The sequence below is a fragment of the Psychrobacter sp. JCM 18903 genome (genome assembly GCF_000586475.1).
Classification (GTDB): Bacteria; Pseudomonadota; Gammaproteobacteria; order Pseudomonadales; family Moraxellaceae; genus Psychrobacter.
On the sequence record NZ_BAWJ01000004.1, the window covers coordinates 119,677 to 136,698 of the forward strand.

The window sequence follows — 17,022 nt, forward strand, 5'->3', positions numbered from 1 at the left end:
GGTTAGGGTGTGTTACTGGCACGCTTGGCAACGACCACTCAGCTCAATCACACTGCGTTCCACGATAAAGCCAACGTCTTGCTCAGCAAAACTCATCATTTCCTGTACGGGCACACTGCTACATTCTTGTACACGCTGACATTGACCACAGATTAAAAATGCTGCGGTATGCTGGGCGCGTGGGTGACAGCAGGGCACATAAGCATTGATAGAGGTCAATTGATGTATCAAGCCTTCACTCAATAAAAACTCAAGACTACGATAAACAGTGGGTGGCGCGACATTTTTTGGCGCTTGTTTTTTAGAGCTAATTTCTTTAGATGCCGCTTTCATTGGGTGCTGTTGCGAGTTAAACGCTTCGCTGCTGTCATCATTGTTATTAGGCTCTGATAAGCGCATTTGCTGCAATTGCGTGATCAAATCATATGCACCGATAGGCTTATTGGCTGCCAATACCAATTGATATATTTGCTGGCGCAATGGGGTAAAGCGTGAACCGTTCAGGCGACATTGTTCTTTTGCTGCCATTAGGCGCTCGATCACGTCATGCGGTGTAAAGTCCTGCACATCATGTAAATGTTCGCAGACTGATAAACTGGTGGACATGGTGCAAGCTCCTACGAAATAAAATGGCACTGTTATTATAGTAATTTATAATGTTATAGTATAACATACTAAAAATAAGAGCAGATAAGTGATCTTGGCTTATTTATTGATACCTTAATGATCACTCAGATACAACGGCGATAACGTCTAAATGTTTCCACTTATATTTTATCTTTCATACATTAAAGAATCTATTATGAACTCAGTTCTCAAATATTTTTTAAGCTCAACCATTATACTACAGCGATGGTTCATTACGGGCATAGTTGCATCAGGCGTCTTTACTGTGAGTGCACAAGCGGCAACAGTCAGCGTGAGTAATTATCCATTGTTTTTATTGAGTCAAGCAGTGACTGAAGGTTCACCGCCCGCCAAGCAGTTATTGCAGGCAGGGGAGGTAGGTCATCATGCAGTATCAGCCAGGCGATATTAAAGCCATTCAGGACAGTAAATTTGTCGTGTGGTTTGGTGAGCCATTAGAAAATAACTTGGCGGCAAGCCTTAATACCGCCCCCAATGCGATTGCCTTATTTGAATTTGATGCCTTTAATCGTCATCCGCTACGTGACGTCCAAGGCAAGCCTATTGCTGGCACCTTGGATCCACATATATGGTTAGATCCTGAAAATGCCAAAGCCATGACTCGTGCCCTTGCCGTGATTCATAGCCATGCTAATCCGCAATATAAAGCACTTTATCACGCCAATGCACAAAAATTTGCTCAGCGAATGGATAGGGGAGTGGCATCTTTCGTAAAACAAGCTAAAGGCAAGCAGCAAACCCAGCCTTATTGGGCCTATCATGATGCTTATCAATACATTGAATCCAGTACAAACCTAAAGCTTGTTGGCAGTTTAAGCACTGATCACCATCTAGCACCACGAGCAAGCCAAATACGCTGGCTAAATGAGAAGCGTCCAGCCAAGCAAATGTGTCTGGTTAGCCCAAGTCAACCAGCCAAAGGTCTACTCGCTAAGTTACAGTCCGTAAAAACCACTGTGCAACCTGAAGATATGAGCAATAGTAAAGACTTTGTGAGTGGTTGGCAGACGATGGCACAGCAAATCTATCAATGTATATCGTAGGATAACTGATTAACCATAGTGGCTTGCAACGCTTGAGAAGCCATTATGTAGTAATACTTTGGGTGTTATCCATTGGTCAGTAACTATGACGTCTATGAGTGATTCAGCTAGGTCACTGATAAAAGGTATATTTTTCTTGCTTAACGGTGGTATGCCCCTTATAATAAGTGGCGTTTTATTTTGGTTAAAAGGTAACACCTGTAGAGTGAGCCGTTCACGGATAAAAGTGTCGCGACGATGTTATATTGCCACCTTATCCCAATGCTGTAAGGCTATAGGATTACATTACCGATGACCAAGCCTGCCAAACGCACACAAAAAGATAAAATTGGCATCTATATCAAACGCCAAGCGTGGATATTATTTATCCTTATTATTATTGCTTGGGCTTTAGATACCAGTTGGCTACATAGTGAGCTTACTGTCGCAAAAAGCGCCGCTATTGGTGCGCTACTCAGCTTTGCTACCCAAGCTGTATTTGCTTTTTTTATCTTTTGGTACACTGGATATCGCGCGCGCCAACATATTGTTAGCCAGCTATATCGAGGTCAAATGGCCAAATGGCTATTGACTGTGTTTGGTTTCGCACTAATTTTTATTACCGTACAACCCCTATCTGCGCCTGCGCTGTTTATCGGTTTTATGGTAATGCAAATTAGTCACAGTTGGATGTTGTGGCATATACGCTAGCATTAATAGACGATGACTATATCAATAGTTGAGTGCTTAATAGTGCTAGGCAAGTCACCCTGCCGTCCAGCTTCTCTATGACTGATTTCATAAGAAAGTCAAAACATACAAAACTGTCTAAAGACAGCGCCAATGATCATAAAGACTGTGATATGAGCGTTTAAATGAGTATAGCGTGTGATAATGGAGTCGATAGCCAATTATTAGCTATCAGTATTGCCTCTAATTAAATTCTTACAATTTAATTAATCACGCAAAGCTATGTTAGTAAACGTTAATAGTAGCTAACTTATTCATACAGTGCATAAAAAAGTCATAATTGACTTTACACGAATACAACGCTGCATTAATATAGGCAGCTAAATATTTTGCTTATGAACGCTGTATTAAGCGTCGATCGTGGAAACGCGTCAGTAAGTAAACACAGATATAATAATTTCGCGTACATATACAAGGGCTATTACTGAATCATCATAAGCCCTTTTTTGATAGCTAAAATTTATCTTAAGTTATCAAATTGCGCACTAGTAATAGAACTATGGGTTGGATGTTATTGATTACATGAGCGCTTTAGCATGGTTCATCGGCTTGCTAGCAGGTCAAATAGGATCGTTAAAACCTCATCAGATGACAACCATATTTTTGGTAGTTGATTAAATCGTTGATTAATAAGAAGCTGACATTATGGCAGGCGAGCAAACAACAACAGACTATATCTCTCACCACTTAACGAACTGGACGTACGGCTATCTGCCGGGCGAAGGCTGGAAAGTTGCCTATACTGCTGAAGAAGCTAGTGCAATGGGCTTTAAAGCCATCCACCTTGATTCTATGCTTTGGTCAATTGGTCTAGGCATTGTTTTCTGCGCCATCTTCTGGATGGTCGCTAGAAAAGTCACTTCAGGCGTGCCGGGTAAAACTCAGGCTGCGGTTGAGATGATCGTTGAGTTCGTTGATAACAACGTTCGTGATTCGTATAGTGGTACCTCAAAGCTGATTGCGCCTTTGGCGTTGACTATCTTTGTATGGATATTCTTAATGAACTTGATGGATTTACTACCCGTCGATTTTATTCCTATGATTGCTGGCCAAATCGGCGCAATGATGGGACATGATCCACATCATGTGTTCTTTAAGATCGTTCCAACGACGGATCCTAATATTACGCTTGGCATGTCTTTTTCTGTCTTTATACTGATTCTGTTCTATAGTATCAAAGAAAAAGGTTTGGGCGGCTTTGTTGGCGAGCTAACACTGCATCCGTTTAGTGCCAAAAACCCTATCGTACAAATTATTTTAATACCCATCAACTTTATCTTAGAGTTTGTTACTTTGATAGCGAAACCTATCTCTTTAGGTCTGCGTCTATTCGGTAACATGTATGCTGGTGAGTTGATTTTCATACTGATTGCTCTAATGCCGTTTTGGATTCAATGGGCGTTATCAGTACCGTGGGCTATTTTCCACATCTTAATTATTACACTTCAAGCGTTCGTATTTATGATGCTGACGATAGTTATATGTCACTTGCATCATCAACTGAACATTAATTAGACATTCAATAGGTAAATGAGGATACATCCATGGATCCAGTATTAGGTGGTTACACAGTTATCGCAGTAGCACTACTTATCGGTTTAGGTGCACTAGGTACAGGTATTGGTTTTGCTATTCTAGGTGGTAAATTCCTAGAAGGCGTTGCGCGTCAGCCAGAACTTGGTTCACAGCTGCAAACTCGTATGTTCATCGTAGCAGGTCTTCTTGATGCTATTCCGATGATCGGTGTTGGTATTGCTATGCTATTGTTGTTCGCTAACCCTCTAGCAGGTTAATCAGAAAGCTCAGTTGTAAATGTTTGGTAGTCAAAGTTTGTATCTTAACCATAGCCAAAGTTTGGCTATCAAATATGATCAATGAAACTGATTTTTCATTAACAAAGAGGTGATCACGTGAATATCAATTCTACCCTCATCGGTCAAGCCATTGCTTTTGCAATCTTTGTGATGTTCTGCATGAAATTCGTGTGGCCACCACTTATTGGTGCCATCAATGAGCGTCAGCGTAAAATTGCTGAAGGCCTGAATGCCGCAGAAAAAGCAAAAGCAGATCTGGCGACCGCTGAGCAAGACGTCCAGCAGGAGCTTGATCTTGCAAAGACCAAAGCTGCTGCTTTAATCGAGCAAGCGAACAAGAGTGCCAACCAGCTTGTCGAAGATGCAAAAATGCAGGCCCAAGTGGAAGGCGAGCGCATTCGTCAACAAGCGCAAGCGTCTATCGACCAAGAAATCAATCAAGCGCGTGAATCATTACGTGCCCAAGTTGCTGAACTGGCTGTACTTGGTGCAGAAAAGATTTTGCAAGACAAAGTCGATGTGCAAAAACATGCCAGTATGTTAGACCAACTGGCGGCAAAGCTGTAACTGTGAGGATATAATGGCTGACTTATCAACCTTAGCACGACCCTACGCTAAAGCCGCGTTTGACTATGCCAACGAAAACGGGGCCGTAAACGAGTGGGAAAATTTCTTGTTTGTCGCCAGTGCAATTGTCAATGACAAAGCGTTCCGTACATGGCTAGAAAATCCAGCCGTTACGGCTGAGCATAAGTCAGCTGCTTTGGTTGATCTTTATGACTCACAAGTGGCTGGTGATAGCGACTCTGCTTTTAAACAGCTACTAGGCGAGAGCAAAGGCTCTCGTTATGGTAATAGTATTAGCTATCCTAAAGTGTCACCAGCGCTCAATAATTTTATTAAGCAGTTGGCGCAGCAAGAGCGTCTGGCGCTGCTTCCTGAAGTTTATGAGCATTATCGCCGCCACAAGGCAATAAGCTTAAAGCAGCTTGATGCTTACGTGACCTCTGCCTATCCATTGACTGACGCTCAGCGTGAAATGCTTCAAACGCGCCTTGCTGCATCGTTAAATGCTAGTGTGGTGATTCATGAGTCGGTCGATCCAAGTCTATTGCAGGCGCTACCATCAAAGTCGGTGACAAAATCATTGATGATTCGATGCGCGGCAAGTTACAACAGTTAAAAACACAGCTAACTGCCTAATGCCATTTACCAGCGCAGTCATCTATGATTTGCGTGAAAGTAAGAGCATTTAAGTCAGTGGGCGGGTTATCATAAATTAAAGGAAACAAGGCAATGCAACAATTGAATCCAGCGGAAATCAGTAACCTGATTAAGCAGCGTATTCAAGACCTTGATGCGGGTGCAACTGCAAAGAATGAAGGCACGATTGTCAAAGTATCTGACGGTATCGTGCAGATTCATGGTCTTGAAGATGCCATGTACGGCGAAATGATTGAGTTTGAAGGCGAAATCTATGGAATGGCGCTTAACTTAGAGCGTGATTCTGTCGGCGCGGTAGTACTTGGTGATTACCTAAAGCTGCAAGAAGGTCAAAAAGCCTATTGTACTGGTCGTATTCTTGAAGTACCAGTAGGTCCTGAGCTGCTAGGCCGTGTTGTTGACGCCTTGGGAAATCCTATTGATGGCAAAGGTCCTATCGATGCCAAAATGACTGATAAAGTCGAAAAAATCGCCCCAGGCGTTATTGATCGTCAATCAGTAGATCAACCAGTAATGACGGGTTATAAAGCCGTTGATACTATGATTCCAATTGGTCGTGGTCAGCGTGAGCTTATCATTGGTGACCGTCAGACGGGTAAAACCGCGATGGCTATCGATGCGATCATCGCGCAGAAATCATCTGGTATCAAGTGTGTATACGTCGCAATCGGTCAGAAACGTTCTACCATTGCAAACGTCGTACGCAAGCTTGAGCAAACTGGTGCATTAGCATATACCACGGTTGTGGTTGCATCAGCATCAGAGCCTGCCGCACTACAGTATATCGCACCGTATTCAGGTTGTACGATGGGCGAATACTTCCGTGACCGCGGTGAAGATGCACTGATTGTATTTGATGACTTATCAAAACAAGCCGTTGCTTATCGTCAAATTTCACTATTGCTACGTCGTCCGCCAGGTCGTGAAGCGTATCCTGGTGATGTATTCTATTTACATTCACGTTTACTTGAGCGTGCATCACGCGTAAACGCGGCGTACGTAGAAAAGTTCACTAATGGTGAAGTAGTTGGTAAAACCGGTTCTTTAACCGCACTGCCAATTATTGAAACCCAAGCTGGTGACGTATCTGCATTCGTACCGACTAACGTGATTTCAATCACCGATGGTCAGATTTTCTTAGAATCAAGCCTATTCAACTCAGGTATCCGTCCAGCAGTTAACGCTGGTATCTCGGTATCTCGTGTGGGCGGGGCAGCTCAGACTAAGATCATCAAGAAGCTATCTGGTGGTATCCGTACTGCACTAGCTCAGTATCGTGAATTGGCCGCCTTTGCTCAGTTTGCCTCAGATCTTGATGACGCGACTCGCGAACAGCTTGATCATGGTGAGCGTGTGACTGAATTGATGAAGCAGAAGCAGTATCAGCCAATGTCAATCTCTGAGCAAGCTGCAGTTATCTATGCATCGAATGAAGGCTTTTTAGCGGACGTTCCTGTCGAAAAAATCGGTTCTTTTGAAGAAGCTTACTTACGCTATATGCATGATGAGCAAACTGAATTGATGCGTGAGATTGATGATACTGCGAATTATAATGATGATATCGCAGGTCGTTTGAAGTCATCTTTAGAGACCTTTAAACAAAATCACAGTTATTAATTTAACGGGTTAAGCCGAATTGGTTATGGCTGTCTTTGATGGCTAATAAAGTGGCGCATTGTCTTGTATTTTTTTATTAAGACAGTAGCGCCACTGTTCTAACCATTGACGGTATTAGATCGCGTCATGCACAAAATATATAACATTAATCTGTTAGATTGATGTTATATACTAAATAATTGTCGCATGCGCCAATGCTTTTTAACCCTCTTATATTGGAATCATTATGGCAAGCTTAAAAGAGATACGTGCCAAAGTCACCAGTATTAAAAGCACCCAAAAAATTACTCGTGCTATGCAAATGGTTGCGGCAAGTAAAATGCGCCGTGCCCAAGAGCGCATGGAAGTGGGTCGCCCGTATGCTGATAGTATGCGCCGGGTTATTTCACATTTGGTGCATGCCTCATCAGACTATAAACATCCGTATATGGTCTCGCGCCCAGTCAATAAGGTTGGCTATATTGTCATTACCTCTGATCGCGGTCTGGCGGGTGGTTTGAATATTAACTTATTCAAAGCTTTATCTAAGAGTATCCAGCAGTATCAAGATCAATCTGTACAAACTGAGTTTGCAGTCATTGGCGCTAAAGGTGTGAGTTTTTTCAAAAACTTTGGTGGTAAAGTGACCTCGGCAGTAACCGATTATGGTGATAAGCCAACGTTTGAGCAGATAAACGCACCAGTTCAAGCCATGCTTGACGATTATACTAACGGTAAAATAGACCGCATCTATGTGGTTTATAATAAGTTTGTTAATGCAATGACCCAAAAGCCGACTGTCAATCAGTTGGTACCTTTACCAGACAGTGCGTTTGGTGAAGAAGAGAGCGGCATTCAAACAGAACTGAGCTGGGATTATATCTACGAGCCTGATATCAAAACATTGATTGATGAGTTGCTTGGCCGCTATATTGAGTCGATTGTGTATCAAGCGGTAATGGAAAACATTGCCTCTGAGCAGTCCTCACGTATGGTTGCGATGAAAGCGGCGACAGATAATGCTGGTGACCTAATTAACGATTTACAGTTGGTTTATAACAAGCTGCGTCAAGCGGCGATTACCCGAGAAATCTCGGAAATCGTTGGCGGTGCTGCTGCTGTTTCATAATTGAAACCCCTTATGAAACCCACTATATACAGAAGTTCAAGGAGAACGCAATGAGTAGCGGTCGTATTGTACAGATTATTGGCGCGGTTCTTGACGTTGAGTTCAACCGTAGTGAAGTTCCTCAGATTTATGATGCCTTGCAAGTAGATGGTACCGAAACCACCCTAGAAGTACAGCAACAACTAGGTGATGGCATCGTCCGTACTATCGCAATGGGTTCAACTGAAGGCCTAAAGCGTAACTTAACAGTCACTAACACTGGTGCACCTATTGCTGTGCCTGTTGGTATTGGTACGCTTGGCCGTATCATGGATGTTCTTGGTCGTCCTATCGATGAAGAAGGTCCTGTAGAGGCTGATGAAAAATGGTCTATCCACCGTGAAGCGCCAAGCTACGCGGATCAGTCAAACAGCACTGAGCTGCTAGAAACTGGTATTAAAGTTATCGATCTACTTTGCCCGTTTGCGAAAGGTGGTAAAGTTGGTCTGTTTGGTGGTGCTGGTGTTGGTAAAACCGTTAACATGATGGAGCTGATCAATAACATCGCTCTAAAACATGAAGGTTTGTCAGTATTTGCTGGTGTCGGTGAGCGTACTCGTGAAGGTAACGATTTCTATCACGAAATGCAAGAAGCTGGCGTTGTAAACACTGAAGACTTTAGCAAATCTAAAGTTGCGATGGTATACGGCCAGATGAATGAGCCACCGGGTAACCGCTTGCGTGTTGCGTTGTCTGGTTTGACTATGGCTGAATACTTCCGTGATACGAAAGATCCTGCCACTGGCAAAGGTCGTGACGTATTGCTGTTTGTTGATAACATCTACCGTTATACACTAGCCGGTACTGAAGTATCAGCACTACTTGGTCGTATGCCATCTGCGGTTGGTTATCAGCCAACACTAGCTGAAGAGATGGGTATGCTACAAGAGCGTATCACCTCAACTCAGTCTGGCTCTATCACCTCAGTTCAAGCAGTATATGTTCCTGCGGATGATTTGACGGATCCATCACCAGCAACGACGTTTGCGCATTTGGATGCAACGGTTGTATTGAGTCGTGATATTGCTTCACAAGGTATCTATCCTGCGGTTGATCCGCTAGATTCAACCTCGCGTCAGCTAGATCCATTAGTCATTGGCGAAGAGCATTATAACGTTGCTCGTGGCGTGCAAGAGATTTTGCAGCGCTATCGTGAACTAAAAGACATCATTGCTATCTTGGGTATGGATGAGTTGTCAGAAGAAGATAAACTAGTCGTTTATCGTTCGCGTAAGATTCAGCGCTTCTTATCACAGCCATTCCACGTAGCGGAAGTCTTTACTGGCGCACCTGGTAAATATGTACCACTACGCGATACCATTGCTAGCTTTAAAGCAATCATCGCGGGTGAATACGATGACCTACCAGAGCAAGCGTTCTATATGGCTGGTGGCATCGACGAAGTTGTTGCTAAAGCAGAAAAAATGAAATCTACTGCAGCGTAAGTTGTGTTAGCATTTGCTAAAGGGCAGATAGACCATAAAAAGTCTATTTGCCAGTTAGTAACGCCTCGCAGTTTTGATTGTGTTTTGATCGTAAGGAGTTAAGTATGGCAACGTTACAATGTCGCGTCGTAAGTGCTCGTGAAGAGTTGTATTCAGGCGAAATTAGCATGTTAATAGCTACTGGTACCGAAGGCGAGATTGGTGTATTGCCAGGTCACACACCGCTTATTACTTTGTTAAAACCGGGTGCGATGCGAGTGCAAACACCAAACGGTGAAGAAGAAGTGATTTATGTATCAGGCGGTGTTTTAGAAGTACAGCCGAAGATGGTTACCGTATTGGCTGATACAGCGATGCGTGCACATAACCTTGATGAAAGCAAAATTGTCGAAGCACGTAAAAAGGCTGAGCAGATGCTGGTTAATCAATCGGATACTGTACAAACTAATGCAGCTTTAGCATCATTAGCAGAGTCTGTGGCACAGCTACAGACTATCCGTAAGTACAAAAACCGCGCTTAATTTTTTGTGGAAAATTTTAGAGTTTCTTTTTGACTCTTACCACAGATAAAAAACAGTCCATCATGGGCTGTTTTTTTATGTTTATTATTTAATATTCTATACTTGTTGATCGAGGATAAATACACGATTTATGATGCAATTTCGATCTCGACAGCCAGTTTTTTAAATATGAGTGTTAACTAACTATGCATACATGAACTATGCATTTACTAAACATGTATCTACTAATTATGTATCGAAGGATAATAGGCAGTACTGGGATAATAGATGAAAAAGTCACTGGCAGCAAAGGTGATATGTCGCTATATTAGACGTAACAGGAATACAAGTATCGGTATCAATCAAGTATCCTATCGCTGTGCGCTGCATTAAGATTGGCTACTTATAGAAATTCAGGTGAGGAAAGGGTCGTAAAAAAACATTTCACTTGCTATTATTTGTATAAAGCTCATAATTTTTGGACGTAAACTAAAGTTTTAATGGGTGTAGTTTATAGGTTTTGTTAACGACTATAAGCTATAGTATAGGAAGCTGTATGTTTAATAGTATACTGTGCTACCAAGTTTGTAACAGCTATACCAACATCAATTGTGCCACTTAATGGTGCTATTAATTTTACCGCTCTTACTTTTACTGCTTTTAAATGAGATGTATTAGAGGATATAACAATGACAACGAATGAAGAAGACAACACCCCCCGAATTTTGATTGTTGAGGATGATGAGCGTCTGGCCATGTTGACTCAAGATTACTTGGTCAAAAATGGTTTAGAAGTCGCTATCGAAACCGATGGTAATCGTGCTATTCGTCGCATCGTCAGTGAACAACCAGATTTGGTCGTACTTGATGTCATGCTTCCTGGTAGCGATGGACTGACGGTATGTCGTGAAGTACGCCCGCATTATCAGAATCCTATTTTGATGCTGACTGCGCGTACTGAAGATATGGATCAGGTACTGGGTCTTGAGATGGGTGCTGATGATTATGTCGCTAAACCTGCTCAGCCACGTGTCTTGTTAGCACGTATTCGTGCGTTATTACGTCGCTCAGAAAATGCCCCATCAGAAGATGTACCACAGCGCCTAGAATTTGGTGAACTGGTCATTGACAATGGCGGTCGTTCTGTGAATTTAGGTGATGAGTTGGTTGATTTCACCAGTGCTGAATATGACTTATTATGGTTGCTTGCTTCTAATGCGGGTCGAATTCTTTCGCGTGAAGATATCTTTGAGCGTCTACGTGGTATTGAATATGACGGTCAAGATCGCTCAATTGACGTTCGTATCTCACGCATTCGTCCAAAAATCGGTGATGATCCAGAAAATCCAAAACGTATCAAAACCGTTCGTAGTAAAGGGTATTTATTCGTTAAAGAAGGCAACTAAGTCAATTTTGCTCCGGCAACGGCTCATTGCTCATTAGCGTGACCAAAGAAACCAGCAACTAGGCTGGTTTTTTTGTGGCTAAATTTTAATTTTTGAACTTAAATACAGCGTTATGTGGTTTAATTAAGCAATTATTATGGGTGCTGCCTAAATATACATGAGGTAAATGGATTTTAGGTGATGCTCAGTTATAAATTAAAATACAGCAGCCAGAATGGTTTTTTATTCAACAGTGTTTGATATCATTTATCACGCAGCGCTTGTTTGCTGAATGATGTCGGCAGTTTTTATTCATTAAGTTGGTTACGGCACGTATGTCATTAGTCTCTTCTTTAAAACACAGTATCTTTGTTCGTATTTATGCTGGGCTACTCATAGTCTGTTTGTGTGTGGCATTGTTTGCTCAACTGTTGATGGATACCATCAACAAAGAGCGCGTCCAATCCTACCGTGAAAACATGGCAACAGGGGCTTTTCATCTGGTGAGTGAAGGTATCGCTCATCAGGAAAGTGAAGAGCAGCGTGAATATTGGTTGTCTGATGCCAGTAGTTTATTTGGCTCAGAATTCAAAGTTTTGCCTATTGATGAAGTGGACTTTAATGCCAGTGAACTGCGGCGTTTTGAAAATGGCAATACGGTCGTTCGTTATACCGAGCAACCTGTCTATGCCGATGTGTATTATCGTCTACCGGACAATCAAAGCGTTTTGACCGCTAGAATATCGCAAGTGACTGAGCAGCAAGTACGGGCAATCGCTGTGTTTTTATTAGATGATTTGTCTTACTATGTGACGTTATCTGACAAGCGTGCCCGTTTGGCTGAACTGGAAAAAAAGTTTTCCTTTCCTTTAGAGTTTAAAGCCGTCAATACACTGGATTTGGATACCGATCAGCTTGCACGATTACGCCGAGATGAAGTGGTTATTTCCTTACAAGATACCAATAGCAGTAAAAGTAATTCGGCTATTAGAGTAGTGGTACCTTCTGAAATCAATGACATGGCGATATTGATTGGTCCGGTGCCATTATTCAATTGGTTCCCACTTAATCTGATTATTAGTATGATTCTTATCAGCATGTTTTTAATCAGCTTAGGCGTGTATGCGTTGATTTTTCCACTTGAGCGTAAATTGCAGTTGATTCAGGTTGGCGTCAATGAGGTGAGTAAAGGTAATCTTGAAAGTCAAGTTCAAGTCATTGGGCAGGATGAAATTGCCCGTTTAGCCGCGACTTTTAATGCCATGACCTCGCATATCAAGCGCCTTATTGAGTCGCAGCGAGAATTAACGCGAGCGGTATCACATGAGCTGCGTACACCGGTGCTCGTATTCGTTTTGCCGTTGATATGTTGGCTGATACGGATGACGAAGACTCACGTTTTATGCAGCGTGATTTTATTGATGAAGATATCGAAGCGCTTAATGGCTTGATTGATGAGATTTTGACTTACGCCAAGCTCGAAGAAGGCTCACCAAAGCTGGATTTAGAACCAGTCAATCTTAGAGAGTTATTGGAGCAGATTGAGCGTGAAACCAATGCCTTGGGTAAGCCTATCAAAATAGTGACCAAGCTGCCGAATGCTAAAGTAACCGCTGTCGCAGATAGGCGTTATTTACACCGTGTGATTCAAAATCTGGCGGGCAATGCCTTACGTTATGCAGAAACCACGATTATCATTAGTGCTGGCGTCAGAAAGGGCAATGCTTTTGTTAGTGTTGAGGATGATGGTCATGGTATTCCAGAAGCAGATCGCGAAAAGGTCTTTATTCCATTTTCACGTTTAGATGACAGTCGCACACGCGCCTCAGGCGGCTATGGTTTAGGCTTGTCTATTGTATCGCGCATTGCCTTTTGGTTTAATGGTAGTATGAAAGTCGATGAGAGCCGAGAGCTTGGCGGTGCACGATTTGTCATGACGTGGCCTATCAAGCCACTGACACAAATTTTGGCTGCTGATGAACTGACGCAAGAAAAAAGCGAGCGTGGTTTTGAAGATAAATAATGCCACTGCACAGGATTGTCGTTATTTTTTAGTATAAAAATAGCGGCATCAATTAAGCAGTGTGTGACAAATAAACTTGCTCAATTTCTAAGCAGTGTTCTCAATCTCATCTTTAGAATGAATACACACCTTAGATAGAATTGTCGGTTAATTTTTATTATTAACGGTTTAAAGATAGCTTTAAATCAGAGGAGGGCAAAGGATGCCATATTTATTTGGTGGTTTGGTGGTACTAAATGCAATAACGTTGGGCTACTATTTATTCTTGCAGCAGCCATCGACGACGCAAACGTTAACGGCAGCACAAGAAAGTATTACGCAGCCATTAGCGTTTACGAATAGCGCCAAATATATTCCACCTATTATTGGAAACAAAGACTAGGTGTTATACAACTAAATAGTCGCAGCGAATTGTTTTGAGCATTTATTAGTTTTAGTGATGAACAATTCAACTGCTATCAGTCTTCTTTGTTCCAAATCTTATCATTAAAGACAGGCATTTTTTCTGTATCGTTTGCCATGGTTGTATCTCCAGCAACCTTGGAAAGCAGAGGAATACGCACACAAACTTGCAAACCTCCGTCGGGATGGTTAATGGCTTCTACCGTCCATGATGCAATCTGGCAATACGATCGACAATCGCTAGACCTAAACCACTGCCTTGTGTGGTACGTGCTGTCTCTCCGCGTTCAAAAGGCTGCATAATACGTTCTAACTGATCTTCTGCAACACCATCACCACAGTCACGCACACATATCAGCAATTGTTCTTGCGCCTCTCTATTGACGACATTTTCACTGACGACATCGCTATCTTCCTCTTCAATGGTTTCTATAAAAGTTGGCACAACAGTCGCTGACAGGTAAATGGGCGGTTTGCCATAACGCTTGGCATTATTGACCAGGTTGATCACAAGGCGTTTGATAGACATGGGGCGCACAGGAACCATTTTGTGACACTCTGATTGATAGATGAACTCCATTGGTGCAAATTGCACCATAATCTCATTAAAGATGGTATCCAAATTGGTTAGGCTGACTGGCTCATCGGAGCCATCTTTCATAAACGAGATAAACTGCTCTAAAATGGCATCCATGTCTTCAATATCATAAATCAATCCCTCTCGGAAAAAGTCATCAGGTAGCATCTCAGCAGTCAAACGCATACGAGTTAAGGGCGTTCGCAGATCATGCGAGATACCAGCGAGCATAATCGTACGCTCTTTTTGTGCTTGATTTAACGTCGTGAATAGACGATTGAATGCCATGTTGACCTGACGTATCTCCGTAGGCCCTTTTTGTGTTGGCAACGTAGTGGCATGACCGAGGCGAATATAGTTGGTCGCAGCACGCTGTAAATATCGTAGCGGACGATTTAATTGCCGCGCCAGTAGAATAATGGTCAGCAGCGATAAAATAGGCAATCCAATAAGAAACAGCACCAACAGTGCTGGACTATATTGCGAGTAATAAACCACGGGTTCACGAATCCAAAAGCTGTCATCACGGCTGTCTTGCACCCAAAGCTGCGGTGTCGGTTTGAATTTAAAATAAACCTCGACAGGTCGACCCAATTGCGCACCGATTTCGCGTTGTAAGACATCAGTGAACACGCCGACAAATGCCTTATCAGACACTGCTGGAAAGTCATTAGGGTTATTCACTACCACGACATGCGAGTGTTGATAAATCCATTGGCGTACTTCAGGACGATTTTTCCAGTCTTTGTTGACACTATTCATCAACTGCAGCTCGCTCGTCAAGTAACGCGCATGGTTTTTAAGCTCGGGTAAATATAGACTGCGCCAAAAAAACAGAATCGACAAGCTGACACTGATCAGAACAATGAAAGAGACCATCAAGGTTGTCAGCCAAGTGTTGGAGTAAGAGCGCGTAAACCGCCCTTTGCGACGTGGTTGCGATTTTGGTGTGGTCATATGGATCCAACATATTAAAAGATGCTTTATTGAGTTTAGTGTAAAAATGGTGCTTTTTATGTCGTTCAAGAATAACGTGCGATATTTATGAATAGCATAATGGTTGCGATTCTTGAGAAATTGAGCAATTCGTTAGGCGATAGCATCATTCACTCGCTGACTATGTCATAGAGTAGCATAATCAATGAATGGCACGGATAGCTTTAAAACAGTAGGCAACAATTGAATACTCAAATTTGGACTAATATAGTACTGAGTAATATAGCACCGAATAACACAGCGCTGAATAATACAGCAACGAGCCACTTGGACATGATGTAGAGGCAGTATATTCAGTTAAAAATTAGTGGTGATGATCAATTGTATTTTACATCGACGGGCATTTAAGCTATTGTTAATAAATAATTAAATAAGCGCAGTTTATGTTTTCAATAAATCAAGACTGTGATATAATTATGCCCTTTTTGGTATACCTGCGAAAGAGAGAATTCACATGGTTGTTATTCGTTTAGCACGGGGCGGTGCCAAGAAACGCCCATTTTATCAAGTAGTTGTTGCTGATCAACGCCGCGCGCGTGACGGTCGCTACATTGAAAACATCGGCTTTTTTAACCCACTCGCTAAAGAGTCTGAAGAAGCAGTACGCCTAAATATGGAAGCGTACAATGCGTGGATCGCAAAAGGTGCACAACCTTCAGATCGCGTTGCTTCATTGGTAAAAGCTTTCAACAAGTCTGTCGCGCAAACTGAAGCAACTGCTTAAGTTTTGTGGTCACTGAGACGCTGATAGCTCGTCTATAAGCAGTCTCGATAGACTTTAGTAAAAAACATAGCGTAACTGGTCTAACTAGGTACGCCATTAACTTTTTATCGCTTTTAACTGCGTTTATCGTTTTTAATTGCTTTTTATTTATCTTCGCTGTGTTCATCATTGTTAGGTTAGCCGTTATGTCCTCTGCTCCAAACGCTAGTGCCCTTATGAAAATTGGTCAGCTCAAAAAGCCTTATGGCATCAAAGGTTGGCTTTGGGTATTTAGTGAGACAGATGATCGTACGGCGATATTTGACATTAAACCTTGGTGGATGAAAACCGCTACCGGCATGAAACCTTTAACCGTTAAGGCTTGGCGTGAGCAAGGCACAGGAATTGTGGCTCAGTTTGAGCAGATTCCTGATCGCAATGTTGCTGAGACTATGAACGGGGTAACTCTTTGGGTCGAGCAAGACATCTTGCCAGAACCCGCTGAAGATGAATATTACTGGTCGGATTTGGTCAGCCTGCGCGTTGTAAATGAGCAGGATGAGTATCTAGGCGACATTACTGAGATGTTTGAGACTGGCGCTCACGCTATTATGCGGGTTGCGGCAAATTCAGACAGCTTAGATGCCGATGAGCGCCTGATTCCATGGCACAAGCAAACTGTAGTACAGGTCAGTCTGACTGAAAAAACAGTGCTGGTGGCATGGCCGAGTGATTATTGATAATTATTTTAACTTTGCGGTTAAGCTTT

The 17,022-nt window shown here is 42.5% G+C and carries 15 protein-coding genes and 3 pseudogenes; 16 read left to right on the forward strand and 2 right to left on the reverse strand.

Features of this window, described 5'->3' with window-relative positions; genetic code table 11:
* Nucleotides 1-12: 12 nt before the first annotated feature.
* Complete coding sequence (locus TT12_RS04170) at nucleotides 13-606, reverse strand: Fur family transcriptional regulator (RefSeq protein ID WP_045452418.1); 594 nt, start codon at nucleotides 604-606, stop codon at nucleotides 13-15.
* A gap of 196 nt (nucleotides 607-802) precedes the next feature.
* On the opposite strand from TT12_RS04170, the gene TT12_RS16555 reads away from it, so the two are divergent.
* The 14 genes and pseudogenes from TT12_RS16555 to TT12_RS04235 all read left to right on the forward strand — a co-directional run bounded on the left by TT12_RS16555 (nucleotide 803) and on the right by TT12_RS04235 (nucleotide 13,957).
* The gene (locus TT12_RS16555; protein WP_243443358.1) at nucleotides 803-1,039 is read left to right on the forward strand and encodes a hypothetical protein; all 237 of its coding nucleotides are present in this window, start codon (nucleotides 803-805) and stop codon (nucleotides 1,037-1,039) included.
* Nucleotides 1,014-1,691, forward strand: a complete 678-nt coding sequence (locus TT12_RS04175) for a metal ABC transporter solute-binding protein, Zn/Mn family (RefSeq protein WP_243443359.1) — start codon at nucleotides 1,014-1,016, stop codon at nucleotides 1,689-1,691. Before TT12_RS16555 ends, TT12_RS04175 begins: the two co-directional genes overlap by 26 nt.
* A gap of 291 nt (nucleotides 1,692-1,982) precedes the next feature.
* A complete protein-coding gene (locus tag TT12_RS04180; RefSeq protein ID WP_045452420.1) occupies nucleotides 1,983-2,381 on the forward strand; it encodes an ATP synthase subunit I in 399 nt (132 codons plus the stop codon).
* A gap of 684 nt (nucleotides 2,382-3,065) precedes the next feature.
* Nucleotides 3,066-3,935, forward strand: coding sequence for a F0F1 ATP synthase subunit A (gene atpB, locus TT12_RS04185; protein ID WP_045452422.1), 870 nt, complete (start codon nucleotides 3,066-3,068; stop codon nucleotides 3,933-3,935).
* Nucleotides 3,936-3,964: 29 nt separating this feature from the next.
* The gene (atpE, locus tag TT12_RS04190) at nucleotides 3,965-4,213 is read left to right on the forward strand and encodes a F0F1 ATP synthase subunit C (protein WP_010197960.1); all 249 of its coding nucleotides are present in this window, start codon (nucleotides 3,965-3,967) and stop codon (nucleotides 4,211-4,213) included.
* A 117-nt stretch (nucleotides 4,214-4,330) separates the two neighbouring features.
* Nucleotides 4,331-4,801 carry a F0F1 ATP synthase subunit B gene (locus TT12_RS04195; RefSeq protein WP_045452424.1) on the forward strand — a complete coding sequence of 157 codons (471 nt, stop codon included), beginning with the start codon at nucleotides 4,331-4,333 and terminating at the stop codon, nucleotides 4,799-4,801.
* Nucleotides 4,802-4,814: 13 nt separating this feature from the next.
* Nucleotides 4,815-5,437: pseudogene (locus tag TT12_RS04200) on the forward strand (F0F1 ATP synthase subunit delta).
* 93 nt (nucleotides 5,438-5,530) lie between these two features.
* A complete protein-coding gene (gene atpA, locus TT12_RS04205; RefSeq protein WP_045452425.1) occupies nucleotides 5,531-7,075 on the forward strand; it encodes a F0F1 ATP synthase subunit alpha in 1,545 nt (514 codons plus the stop codon).
* Nucleotides 7,076-7,301: 226 nt separating this feature from the next.
* A complete protein-coding gene (gene atpG, locus TT12_RS04210; RefSeq protein ID WP_045445883.1) occupies nucleotides 7,302-8,183 on the forward strand; it encodes a F0F1 ATP synthase subunit gamma in 882 nt (293 codons plus the stop codon).
* A gap of 50 nt (nucleotides 8,184-8,233) precedes the next feature.
* Entirely contained in the window at nucleotides 8,234-9,667 is a 1,434-nt protein-coding gene (gene atpD / locus TT12_RS04215; protein WP_045452427.1) for a F0F1 ATP synthase subunit beta, read from the forward strand.
* 104 nt (nucleotides 9,668-9,771) lie between these two features.
* Complete coding sequence (locus TT12_RS04220) at nucleotides 9,772-10,188, forward strand: F0F1 ATP synthase subunit epsilon (RefSeq protein ID WP_021812807.1); 417 nt, start codon at nucleotides 9,772-9,774, stop codon at nucleotides 10,186-10,188.
* A 668-nt stretch (nucleotides 10,189-10,856) separates the two neighbouring features.
* The gene (locus TT12_RS04225) at nucleotides 10,857-11,573 is read left to right on the forward strand and encodes a response regulator (RefSeq protein ID WP_045445894.1); all 717 of its coding nucleotides are present in this window, start codon (nucleotides 10,857-10,859) and stop codon (nucleotides 11,571-11,573) included.
* Nucleotides 11,574-11,887: 314 nt separating this feature from the next.
* Nucleotides 11,888-13,575, forward strand: a pseudogene (locus TT12_RS04230) (ATP-binding protein).
* 202 nt (nucleotides 13,576-13,777) lie between these two features.
* Nucleotides 13,778-13,957: a hypothetical protein gene (locus TT12_RS04235; protein WP_045452429.1), complete on the forward strand. Its 180-nt coding sequence runs from the start codon at nucleotides 13,778-13,780 to the stop codon at nucleotides 13,955-13,957.
* A 76-nt stretch (nucleotides 13,958-14,033) separates the two neighbouring features.
* On the opposite strand, the pseudogene TT12_RS04240 reads toward TT12_RS04235, so the two are convergent.
* Nucleotides 14,034-15,511 (reverse strand): annotated as a pseudogene (locus TT12_RS04240) (ATP-binding protein).
* A gap of 493 nt (nucleotides 15,512-16,004) precedes the next feature.
* Between TT12_RS04240 and rpsP the strand changes: the two are divergent.
* Both rpsP and rimM read left to right on the forward strand, forming a co-directional pair.
* Complete coding sequence (rpsP, locus tag TT12_RS04245) at nucleotides 16,005-16,274, forward strand: 30S ribosomal protein S16 (RefSeq protein ID WP_045452431.1); 270 nt, start codon at nucleotides 16,005-16,007, stop codon at nucleotides 16,272-16,274.
* Between the two features lie 185 nt (nucleotides 16,275-16,459).
* Nucleotides 16,460-16,993, forward strand: coding sequence for a ribosome maturation factor RimM (rimM, locus tag TT12_RS04250; protein WP_045445903.1), 534 nt, complete (start codon nucleotides 16,460-16,462; stop codon nucleotides 16,991-16,993).
* The last annotated feature ends 29 nt before the right edge of the window (nucleotides 16,994-17,022 follow it).

Excerpts from the sequence above, each read along its gene's own strand:
- TT12_RS04170 (WP_045452418.1), bottom strand. The coding sequence starts at position 606 with ATGTCCACCAGTTTATCAGTCTGCGAACATTTACATGATGTGCAGGAC.
- TT12_RS16555 (WP_243443358.1), top strand. The coding sequence starts at position 803 with ATGAACTCAGTTCTCAAATATTTTTTAAGCTCAACCATTATACTACAG.
- TT12_RS04175 (WP_243443359.1), top strand. The coding sequence starts at position 1,014 with ATGCAGTATCAGCCAGGCGATATTAAAGCCATTCAGGACAGTAAATTT.
- TT12_RS04180 (WP_045452420.1), top strand. The coding sequence starts at position 1,983 with ATGACCAAGCCTGCCAAACGCACACAAAAAGATAAAATTGGCATCTAT.
- atpB (WP_045452422.1), top strand. The coding sequence starts at position 3,066 with ATGGCAGGCGAGCAAACAACAACAGACTATATCTCTCACCACTTAACG.
- atpE (WP_010197960.1), top strand. The coding sequence starts at position 3,965 with ATGGATCCAGTATTAGGTGGTTACACAGTTATCGCAGTAGCACTACTT.
- atpA (WP_045452425.1), top strand. The coding sequence starts at position 5,531 with ATGCAACAATTGAATCCAGCGGAAATCAGTAACCTGATTAAGCAGCGT.
- atpG (WP_045445883.1), top strand. The coding sequence starts at position 7,302 with ATGGCAAGCTTAAAAGAGATACGTGCCAAAGTCACCAGTATTAAAAGC.
- atpD (WP_045452427.1), top strand. The coding sequence starts at position 8,234 with ATGAGTAGCGGTCGTATTGTACAGATTATTGGCGCGGTTCTTGACGTT.
- TT12_RS04220 (WP_021812807.1), top strand. The coding sequence starts at position 9,772 with ATGGCAACGTTACAATGTCGCGTCGTAAGTGCTCGTGAAGAGTTGTAT.
- TT12_RS04225 (WP_045445894.1), top strand. The coding sequence starts at position 10,857 with ATGACAACGAATGAAGAAGACAACACCCCCCGAATTTTGATTGTTGAG.
- TT12_RS04235 (WP_045452429.1), top strand. The coding sequence starts at position 13,778 with ATGCCATATTTATTTGGTGGTTTGGTGGTACTAAATGCAATAACGTTG.
- rpsP (WP_045452431.1), top strand. The coding sequence starts at position 16,005 with ATGGTTGTTATTCGTTTAGCACGGGGCGGTGCCAAGAAACGCCCATTT.
- rimM (WP_045445903.1), top strand. The coding sequence starts at position 16,460 with ATGTCCTCTGCTCCAAACGCTAGTGCCCTTATGAAAATTGGTCAGCTC.